The sequence below is a fragment of the Orenia metallireducens genome (assembly GCF_003001995.1).
GTDB classification, from domain to species: Bacteria; Bacillota; Halanaerobiia; order Halobacteroidales; family Halobacteroidaceae; genus Orenia; species Orenia metallireducens_B.
In genome coordinates this window covers 1-10,121 of record NZ_PVNB01000049.1, presented here as the reverse complement: position 1 = coordinate 10,121, position 10,121 = coordinate 1, and the positions used below count along the sequence as shown (strand labels likewise).

At 29.9% G+C, this 10,121-nt stretch carries 8 protein-coding genes and 1 pseudogene; all 9 read right to left on the bottom strand.

All coding sequences use genetic code 11. The features are described from left to right. Positions 1-736: 736 nt before the first annotated feature. On the bottom strand, positions 737-2,011 hold the full coding sequence (gene hflX, locus BX659_RS18080; RefSeq protein WP_097019622.1) for a GTPase HflX: 1,275 nt from the start codon (positions 2,009-2,011) through the stop codon (positions 737-739). A 926-nt stretch (positions 2,012-2,937) separates the two neighbouring features. After that, complete coding sequence (locus BX659_RS18075) at positions 2,938-4,050, bottom strand: ABC transporter ATP-binding protein (protein WP_097019621.1); 1,113 nt, start codon at positions 4,048-4,050, stop codon at positions 2,938-2,940. Positions 4,051-4,074: 24 nt separating this feature from the next. Further along, positions 4,075-4,851, bottom strand: a complete 777-nt coding sequence (locus BX659_RS18070; RefSeq protein ID WP_097019620.1) for a carbohydrate ABC transporter permease — start codon at positions 4,849-4,851, stop codon at positions 4,075-4,077. 37 nt (positions 4,852-4,888) lie between these two features. Next, on the bottom strand, positions 4,889-5,782 hold the full coding sequence (locus BX659_RS18065) for a carbohydrate ABC transporter permease (RefSeq protein ID WP_097019619.1): 894 nt from the start codon (positions 5,780-5,782) through the stop codon (positions 4,889-4,891). A 21-nt stretch (positions 5,783-5,803) separates the two neighbouring features. Then, positions 5,804-7,129: an ABC transporter substrate-binding protein gene (locus BX659_RS18060; protein ID WP_374956489.1), complete on the bottom strand. Its 1,326-nt coding sequence runs from the start codon at positions 7,127-7,129 to the stop codon at positions 5,804-5,806. Between the two features lie 189 nt (positions 7,130-7,318). Further along, entirely contained in the window at positions 7,319-8,449 is a 1,131-nt protein-coding gene (locus tag BX659_RS18055) for a M23 family metallopeptidase (RefSeq protein WP_097019617.1), read from the bottom strand. A 375-nt stretch (positions 8,450-8,824) separates the two neighbouring features. After that, positions 8,825-9,130: a DNA adenine methylase gene (locus tag BX659_RS18050; RefSeq protein WP_258176162.1), complete on the bottom strand. Its 306-nt coding sequence runs from the start codon at positions 9,128-9,130 to the stop codon at positions 8,825-8,827. A gap of 413 nt (positions 9,131-9,543) precedes the next feature. Further along, complete coding sequence (locus BX659_RS19560; protein WP_258176161.1) at positions 9,544-9,675, bottom strand: hypothetical protein; 132 nt, start codon at positions 9,673-9,675, stop codon at positions 9,544-9,546. A 70-nt stretch (positions 9,676-9,745) separates the two neighbouring features. After that, positions 9,746-9,967: pseudogene (locus BX659_RS18045) on the bottom strand (Fic family protein); the annotation flags it as partial. Positions 9,968-10,121 lie beyond the last annotated feature (154 nt).

Sequence of the window (10,121 nt, the reverse complement as noted above, 5' to 3'; positions counted from 1 at the left end):
TGTTTGGTTTGTTGAATTATTGGGAATATTAATCATAGTCAGACATCTCCTAGATTTAGTTTTTATTGACTATGATTATTATCTCTAGGATTTAGATGTCTGACTTTGTTATTTTTAGGTAAATGTTTTATCTGATTTTTGTAAAGTAGTGTAAATATAAATAATTAAGTCTTTATCTTTATTTAATCATTCTCTGTATTTTCAATAACACTCAAAATATTTTTTGTAATTTTATAGTAAAATAATTAATTATCACTATAATATTGTATTTATTAATAATATTAACATATAAAGAATAAAAAACCAGAAGAAAAAATACAGATTTTAAATATCATTTTTAGACTCTTTAAACTTTTGTTAGTTTTTTTACATATTCTGGAGAAAGATTATTAATTTTATCCTTTTTCTAATCCTATATACTATAATTTAGGAAGATAAAAGCATATTAATAATAAAACTTTCACTCTTATTCTTTGATCCAAGTAATAATTTATAGCTAATATCACAAATATAAATCTTAAGTAGGTGGAGCATAAGCTAATTACTTATATTACTAAATAGAAAAAGTAGCTCTTCCTTCTTTATGAAGAAATGAGCTACTTAAAAAGTCCCATATTATTCTATTCATTCAATCAAACAATAAAATTTCTGGCTTTATATAAAAATCATATCTGCTATAATCATTTTACCGAAAAATTCCAGACCTATAATAATACTTTATCATCTGGAATTAACTCTAGGTAAATATTTTATTACTTATTACATAAGGCTGATATTTTTCATAATCACTCTCTTTACACTCTAAATTCAACTTAGTACCTTCTTCTTCATAACTAGTTGCAAGCACATTAGCATTTTCATGAAAGTAAGAAACTAGTTGTTCTTGACCATAGGAAATTAACATTTCACATTGGGTATAGTCCTTAAAGATATATTCACTAATTAATTGGATCAATTCATTTATTCCTGTTCTTTTCTTAGCAGATAAATAGACCCTATCCTCTCCCAAATGAGGAATTATAGTATCTGTTAAATCTCCTTTATTAAAAGCATAAATAATAGGAGTATTCTCAACTCCAATCTCCTCTAATGTTTTATTTGTGATATCAACTGACTTTTGATATTTAGGATCTGAATAATCAACAACATGAATTATTAAATCAGCTTCTGCAACTTCCTCTAATGTAGATCTAAATGCTTTAACAAGATGATGGGGTAATCTATTTACAAATCCAACGGTATCTGTCAGCAAAAACAATTTATTATCAGGCAAATTTATCTTTCTAACTGAAGTTTCTAAGGTTGCAAATAACATATCCTTCTCAAAAACCTGTTTGTCCAAGGATGAATTATACATCTCAACCATTGCATTTAGCAAAGTAGACTTTCCTGCATTGGTATATCCAACTAAGGAGACAACAGGAATTCCACTTTTTTTACGTCTATTGCGTTGTATTTTTCGTTGTGAAGCTAGTACTTCTAATTCCTTCTCCAATCCTACTATCTTATCTTCAATTCTTCTTCTACTTAATTCTAAACTTGTTTCTCCTGCACCTCTATTTATTAAGCCAGCCCCTCCTCCTTGACGGTCATATTTTCTTTGACCAACTAATCTAGGCAGCATATACTGAAGTCTAGCTACTTCCACTTGTAATTTTGCTTCTCTTGTCCTTGCACGCTGGGCAAATATATCTAAGATTAACATTGTTCTATCAACTACCCTTACATCAAGCCTATCTTCAAGTACACGAATTTGAGAAGGCGATAATTCATCATTGGCTATGACTAGATTGGCATCTTTATAGTCGATTAATTCTCCAAGTTGGCTAATCTTACCTGTACCAAGATAATGGGGATTGTTAATATAATTTAAATTTTGAATTATTTCTCCAACTACCTCTATATTACAAGCAAGTGCCAACCCCTCCAACTCATTCATCAAATATTCAAAATTATCTTCTTGATTTTTAAGATTAACACCTATTAATATGGCTTTTCTCTTTTTAGTCATTTTAAATCTCCTTTCATTTTTTATCAATCTAGTTTTAATTAAAATCTAGGCTTATCTACCTACAGCGGATTCTTAAACATTAAACACCCATATATAACTTAATTGCTGATTATAATTTTTTATTAGAAGAGATTTATCTTAAGTAAAAATATAAAAAAGGTTATAAATGAACATATTGTTCACCTACAACCTTTAAAATAAATATACTTCTGTAGTTAAATAACTGCAAAATACTGTAATTTAAGACAGAATACAGTTTTTATTTATATATTATTAGTTAAAGAGTATTGTATAAATGTTCATCAAGAATCCGCAAATAAGGCATAACAAATTTGACCTAGTTGTCCTAATTCTTTAACTTAGGTTTATGCCTTAGATTATATTTAGTTTGTTGAGATTATCCAACAAATCTGCGAAGTCTCATAATAAACATTTACAACCCTCACTTTCAAAATTATAGTGACTAACATATTAATATTACCATATGTTTTTTGAAGTTTCAAGTATAATTCGCTATAATTTTCTGCCTTAAAAACTTAATACTCCAATAAAATTAATTTTCCCTAAAAACTATATCTTCTCTATCAGTACTTGATTCTCTATACTGGGTGCCGCTTTACTCAATAACTTGCAGTAATATCATCTTTAGTTAAATTATTGTTAACCTCTCACGCTCCATTAAATAAATTATAAAACCTATATTAACAACTACTATAAAAATAATACCAATAATTTTATATTTATTATATTACTTCTTTATTAGGTTATTAATTCCTTCTATATAAAATAATTCAATTAATTCTTAATTTAAATTAAAAAGCATACCTTATCGATAGGGTATGCTTTTTAATAATTATTCTTTTCATTATTTTTTTGATATATATAAATAAGATAAAGGCCTTCAATCTACTAACATTATTACTTATTTATTGATTTACAACATTTTTGAGTTCAGTTTTCCTTAATCTATTCTTACTTTTAGGATTGAAAAAATGAGCCCATTCTAAATCAAAATAAAAGTTTAAGTTTTGCTGAGATTTTATATCCAATCTAGGATTAATTCTCGAAATTATCTCTTCTCCTGCTACATTCATATATGCATAAGCTTCTGAACCTAACAATTCCACTTTATCCACCTTTATATTCAGACTACTTTTTTGTAGAGAATAATCACCTTCATAATGAATATCTTCTGGTCTAATTCCTAAAATCAATTCTTGCCCAATGTAATTTCGCAAAAAATCGATCTGTTGGATAGGAAGTGGCAGCATATATTCCCCAAAAATAAAAGCATCTTCTTTTAAAATACCATTAATGAAGTTCATTGCTGGTTGACCAATAAATTTACCTACAAAAACATTATTCGGATAATTATAAACTTCCTTTGGTGTACCAACCTGTTGAATTACACCATCTTTCATAATCACAATTCTATCTGCCATAGTCATCGCTTCAATTTGATCATGGGTCACATAAATTGTAGTAGTCTTTAATTCTTTATGTAATTTAGTAATTTCACTACGCATTTGAACCTTTAAATTAGCATCTAAATTTGATAAAGGCTCATCCATTAAAAAAACTTCTGGTTTACGTACTATAGACCTACCCAAGGCCACTCTTTGCTGTTGCCCACCTGATAACTCTTTAGGCTTTCTAGCTAATAAATTTTTAATTCCTAAAATACCTGCTGCATTAGTTACCAGTTCCTTAATCTCTTTTTCTGGAACCTTTCTAGCCCTCAGTCCAAAAGCAATATTATCATAGACGTTAAGATGAGGAAATAAAGCATAATTTTGAAATACCATAGAGACATTTCTATCCTTAGGCTCTACTTGATTAACACTTTTATCTCCAATATAAAGATTACCCTTGGATATCTCCTCTAAACCTGCTATTATCCTCAAAGTAGTAGACTTACCACAACCAGATGGACCAACAAAAACTATAAACTCTTCATCATTAATCTCTAAATTTAAGTCTTTAACTACTGTCAAATCATCATAATTTTTTTCAATATCTTCAAACTTTAAGCTTGCCAACTTTTATTCCTCCCAGATTCATTCTTATTTAATCCCCGATTGCATAAAACTACTTATAAATTCTTTTTGAAAGATAAAAAATGCTAATAACAAGGGGAAAATAACCATAAATGTTGCTGCTGATACCTCCGCCCATTGAGCCCCAGTCTCAAAAGATTGAGCAAATAAAGATAATCCTACTGTTAAAGGTCTATTTTGAGCAGAATCTGTAACTATTAAAGGCCATAAAAAGCTACTCCAATGATAGCTCACAGAAACAAGACCAAAAGCTATATAAGTTGGTTTTGCTAAAGGAACATATACCTTCCAAATGGTTTCCAAGATACCACAACCTTCTAATTTAGCCACCTCTTCTAATTCATAGGGAACACTTTTAAAGCGTTGGCGTAATAAGAAGATACCAAAAGCAGTTGCAAAATAAGGAATCATAATTCCAAGCTTGGTATTTAATAATGACAAATCCCTTAAAACATTATAATTAGGGAAAATCAAAACATCGATAGGGATCATTAATTGAACTAAAATCAATATAAAGATGACCTTTTTACCCCAAAAATTTAATCTTGCAAATACATAAGCTGCTAAAGTAGCAGTTATTAATTGAACTATTAAAATACCAAATACAATATAAAAAGTATTCAAATAATATTGAGCAAAGGGGGCTTTCTGCCAAGCATCAATAAAATTATCCAAGGTAAAATCAACACTAAAAGATAACGAAGTTGCTAACTGACTAGGACGAATAGCAGTCCAAATTAGCCAGAGCAAAGGTATTACCCACAATAGTGCTAAAAAATACATACAAAAACGAAAAATCCGTTTCAAACTATCCCCTCCTTTAACTATAATGAATTTTACGATCAAGACTAAAGAATTGAATCACAGCTATAATTACCATTATCATTAACATAATTACTGTCAAAGCAGAGGCTAATCCTTTATCCCAAAATCTAAAAGCTACTTGATAGATATAATACAGTAATAAATTACTGGCATTATTTGGTCCGCCTTGAGTCATAACTATAATGTGATCTACTAATTTAAACGCATTAGTCAATGATATAATAAAAACAAATAATGTCGTTGGCATCAGCAAAGGAAAGGTGATTGTCTTAAAGGTGTTCCAAGCAGATGTCCCTTCAATTTTAGCTACTTCATATAAATTTGTTGGAATGTTCTGCAATCCGGCCAAATAAAAAATCATAAAATAACCTGCCTGCTTCCAAACTATCATTACAATCATAGCAGCCATTACCGTTTCAGACTGTCCTAAAAAATTAACGCTTCCTATACCAAACCAAGATAATATATGATTTATTAGACCATAACCTGGCGTATAGATAAATAGCCAAATATTTGCAATCGCAATGGTAGGTATTACCGTAGGATAAAAGAAAAAAGTCCTGATCCAACTCTTAGCACGAATCTTGGCATTAACAAAACAGGCCATCATCATTGCTAATATTATACTAGTTGGTACAGTTCCTAAAGCATACCAGATATTATTTTTAATTACCTCCCAAAATACTTCATCTTCCATTAAATATTTATAATTATCCAAACCTATAAAAACAGAATCATGCTCCCCCTGCATTGACTGGAAGAAGCTCTGATAAATTGTCTTTAATATTGGATAAAAAGTAAAGATAGTTAGGAAGATGAGAGAAGGGAGGAGAAATAACCAAGAATAAAAATTGACTTTAAAAGTACTATTTCTCCATCCATTCTTCATATATATTCCACCTCTCTTATATTAATTATAAGGCTTTAGAATTCTATCAGCTTCTTGTTGAGCATCTTTTAAAGCTTCTGCTGGACTCTTATCACCAACAATAGCTGCCTGTAAATTATCATTTATAACTTGATATATCCGCCCATTATTATAGGTTGATAGCTCAGCTGATGCATACTCTAACTGATCTCTAGCAACTGCAGCTGGAGGGAAGGATTTAACATAATCTTTCATTAATTTAGTCTCATAAGCTGACTTACGAGTAGCTATGTATCCAGTATCAATACTCCATTGAGCCGCTCTTTTAGGAGTAGTTAACCACTTAATAAATTTCCACGCTGCCTTCTTATGCTCTTCTGGGATATCTTTGAAGATATAAAGATTTCCTCCACCAGTAGGAGAGCCATAACTCTTGTTGGCAGACTGATAAGCAACCCCAAATTCAAAGTCTGCATTATTTTTAACATTAGTCAGATTTCCTGTTGTATGATACATTATTGCTGTCTTCCCTTTCATAAAATCAGAAGGTACAGTAGCCCAATCAATAACATTTTTAGGCATAACCCCATACTTTCTAGATAAGTCAACTATAAACTGTAAAGCTTCTACGTTTTCTGGAGTATCAAAGTATACTTCTTTACCATCATCAGACATTAAATTCTTACCATTTTGCAAAGCAAAACCCTGGAATAACCAATAGGGAAAACCAGAAGAAGGAATCTCTACTCCCCATTGCTCTACCTCTCCAGAGCCATCCTTAATTGTTAATTTTTTAGCATAACTAAGTAATTGATCCCAATTCTTAGGTGGCTTTTCTGGATTTAACCCTGCTTTTGCAAAAGCCTCTTTATTATAATACATTACCGGAGTACTTCTTTGGAAGGGAATACTCCAAGTTTTACCATCAGCTTGAGAATTTTCTAAAAAACCTTCATAAAAATCATTAATATAGTCATCTTCAATAAATCTATCAAGAGGTTCGATAGCATCCATGCTCCTTAAAGTATAAAGCTCAGTAGCTAAGATCACTGCTAAATCTGGAGGATTTCCCCCTTGGACAGATGTTTGGGCTCTAGTCATTGTATCAGCATAACTTCCAGCATAAATCGGATTGACTTTAATTGTTGGATTTTCTGCCATAAAATCTTCTGCCAATTGATCAATAATCTTGGTTACAGGTCCTCCAACTGAAACCGGAAAATAAAAGCTAAGCTCAATCTTCTCCTTTTTAGAACCTTTTGAAATATCATCCGTTTTGGTAGTAGTTGAATTCGTACACCCTGCCAATATGAGTAAAAACAATGTTAGTGTTAATACTACATTTTTCTTAAAATTAAACTTCATCATAATTCCTCCTTATTTTTGCCTTCCTTATTCAATTATTATCCACCTTCAATGTAAAAGTTTAACATGTTTTCTTTAAGAAATTATGAATTAATTATTAATTTTAAGTTAAAATCAACTAAATTTATTCTCTTTCTTGCTTAAAAACACTATATACAATATTAATTATACAACCTATCTTCTTAATAACTTTTAGCAACTTTTATAGCCAGGTCCATGTAAATTTATTCCTACTACTCTATCGTAAACGTCTGTGCAGTCCTCAGGACTATTCCCCCATAAATAATAAGGAAGCATATCATATAGAAAATGACCTACAGGATCATTGTTAGGATCCTTAAAATTATAAGTTCCCATATTCACTGGATCATTTTCTTCTGTGAGTAATATTGCATCATCATCCCCACTACCATATACAGCTTCATAATGTCCATCAATTGAAACATACTTTACATTGTCTAGTCCATCTTCTCCTTGCATATGATAAAGAGATTTATCTTCATCCATTTTTATCCAGTTATCTTTCTCTCCCTTCAACTCACCAAGAGTAGCAGGAGCCTTATTTAATTTATTACGACTGTAATGTTCTTCTTTTCCAATTGGTACTAAATCTTTATCAAGAGTAAAATCCCTTAAAATTTCTGCCCCGCCATAATCTCCTACCTTATGTTCCACTCCACGTAAATTTAAATACTTATCAGGATCTACATTCTGACCATCTTCCATTACTTCAAAGTGAAGATGACTTCCATCACCATTATTAACAGAATAAGTATTTCCTGTATTACCCATAGTTCCTATCTTTTCTCCTGCTTTAATAAATTGACCTTCTTTTACCCCCTGCTCTTGTAGATGCATGTACTTAGAAACTATTCCCCCTGCATGTTGAATTGCTACTGTATTTCCTCCATCTTCTATCTCTCCTACAAAAACTACCTTTCCATTAGCCGCACTTAAGATATCATCTCCCATATTTCCATCAAAATCTATCCCTTTATGAATATGACCTCCTCTATCTTCTCCATAATCACTAGAGATAGTAGCACTTTTTACTGGTAAGTTAAGTTCTACTCCTGCCTTCTTAGTAGTTTTTGCTAAATTGAATACTCTATTTGTCTTTCTTCCCTGAGCATTATAGAAAGCAGGTTTTTTATTCCAGTTTCTTCCTTCTATGTTTCCACTTTGGAAAGTATCTCTTTGATTATTTGCTTCTGTCTCTTTATCACTCTTTACTTTTTCTAGCCCTTTACCTTGGTATATGTTATTTAATAATTGTTGCTTATATCTTCTTTTAGCTATACTTTCATTGGCTAATTTAATCATTTTTTAATTCTCCCCCAAATTTTAATTATTCTCTTACTTTAGACTCTAAATTTCAACCGTGAATAAATAAGAGCTTATCCAATCTTAGTACTTTATCATCTATCTTCTAAGCACCGACTAAATTTAACTTCTCGAAATTACTTTTGAAGACCCTTAGCTTCTGTAGTAGTTGAATTAAATATGAGTGTAAACAATGTCAATATTATCGCTACATTTCTCTTAAATTTAATTTCATATTGATTCCCCCTTCTTTCTTTATTTGATTATTATTTTCCTTCAATGTAAAATTTTATCATAAGTTCTTTAAGAAATTTTGAACTGAATATTAATTATGAGTTAAAATTAAACTAAATTAGACCTTTTATTAAGATAAGGTTAATTTACTATCTTGATAGTATAAATAAAAGTTGACTTCTGTTTAATACAGAAATCAACTGGATAGTCACCTGTTGTAGTAAAAAATAGCATAATACATTTAAAACAAGTCTTATTCAAAAATATAATCCTAGATGCTTTCTCTATATCACTCATTTGCCCATAGGCATCAGTTCGATCTAGCTTTCTTATCTCATAATAGTAGTCTTTTTCATTCTTATGCTTTTTTAAATCCTCAATTAGCAAGTCTACATTATTCTTTATGACCTTATAAACATTTACTAAATCTTCATTAGCATCATTTATAATGGTTCAACAACGAACTTTGTGATGAAATAAAAATACCATAAATTAACACTGAAAACAGCTACAAAAAAACCGATATATCCCTTATCATTAAATATGCCAAACCCAATGAAAGGAGAATATATCGGATGTAAATCAATAATAATTTTGGTTCAACAATGAACTTTGTGATTATAAATAATAATAAGCTTATTATTATTTAGCTATGGGTTTTAACCCATAGCTATGAGCAATACATGATATCACCTCAGGTTAAAACCTGTGGCTAAAAGGATAAATAATATATTTTCTCAAAAGTCGTGGAAGAACCAAAATTTTATATTTTATAGAACTAAATTTTATTATTTGATTAAATTTTCTCTAATAATTCCTTTAAAATTATCAATTTCATTGTTTTCTTTAAGATTTTTAGTTTATTTTTCATTAAATCTATTAATAAATCTTCTAATTTCTATACTAGCATTACTACCTCTTCTCTTACAAAGTAACTTAAATAGTTGCCATTCTTCCTCATTACATCTAAAGTGTTTATTTCCAGTTAACATACAACCTCCTCCTACATATCTACATTGTGTATACAATATCATATAACATATAACATATTAAATGCACACTTTAACCTATCAAGTCTAAATACATATCCAAACTCTTATTTAGGGATTCAACTACTAATGAAATAAAATCATCATAATCTCCCGTTGTACATGCTTTATCTAAAGAACTATAATCTCTAGCTCTATCTTCATTTCTAATAATTACTGAAGGATAACCAGCCTTCATCAACTCAAGATTCAATAGTAATCTTGCAGTCCTCCCATTACCATCTATAAATTGATATTTAACCTTCTATCCTATCTAATAATCAAAAATAAACATAATGTCAATTATATATAATAGCTTAATTGTAAAATGAACTTGAACTAATAAAAATTAATAAAAAAATGCCCATAGTAGACCAAACTGTAATATAATTAGATCACCACAAAATAAC

What these genes read in the sequence shown, in the direction of transcription:
- hflX (WP_097019622.1), bottom strand. Translation starts at nt 2,011, where the DNA reads ATGACTAAAAAGAGAAAAGCCATATTAATAGGTGTTAATCTTAAAAAT.
- BX659_RS18070 (WP_097019620.1), bottom strand. Translation starts at nt 4,851, where the DNA reads ATGTATTTTTTAGCACTATTGTGGGTAATACCTTTGCTCTGGCTAATT.
- BX659_RS18065 (WP_097019619.1), bottom strand. Translation starts at nt 5,782, where the DNA reads ATGAAGAATGGATGGAGAAATAGTACTTTTAAAGTCAATTTTTATTCT.
- BX659_RS18060 (WP_374956489.1), bottom strand. Translation starts at nt 7,129, where the DNA reads ATGATGAAGTTTAATTTTAAGAAAAATGTAGTATTAACACTAACATTG.
- BX659_RS18055 (WP_097019617.1), bottom strand. Translation starts at nt 8,449, where the DNA reads ATGATTAAATTAGCCAATGAAAGTATAGCTAAAAGAAGATATAAGCAA.
- BX659_RS19560 (WP_258176161.1), bottom strand. Translation starts at nt 9,675, where the DNA reads ATGTTAACTGGAAATAAACACTTTAGATGTAATGAGGAAGAATGGCAA.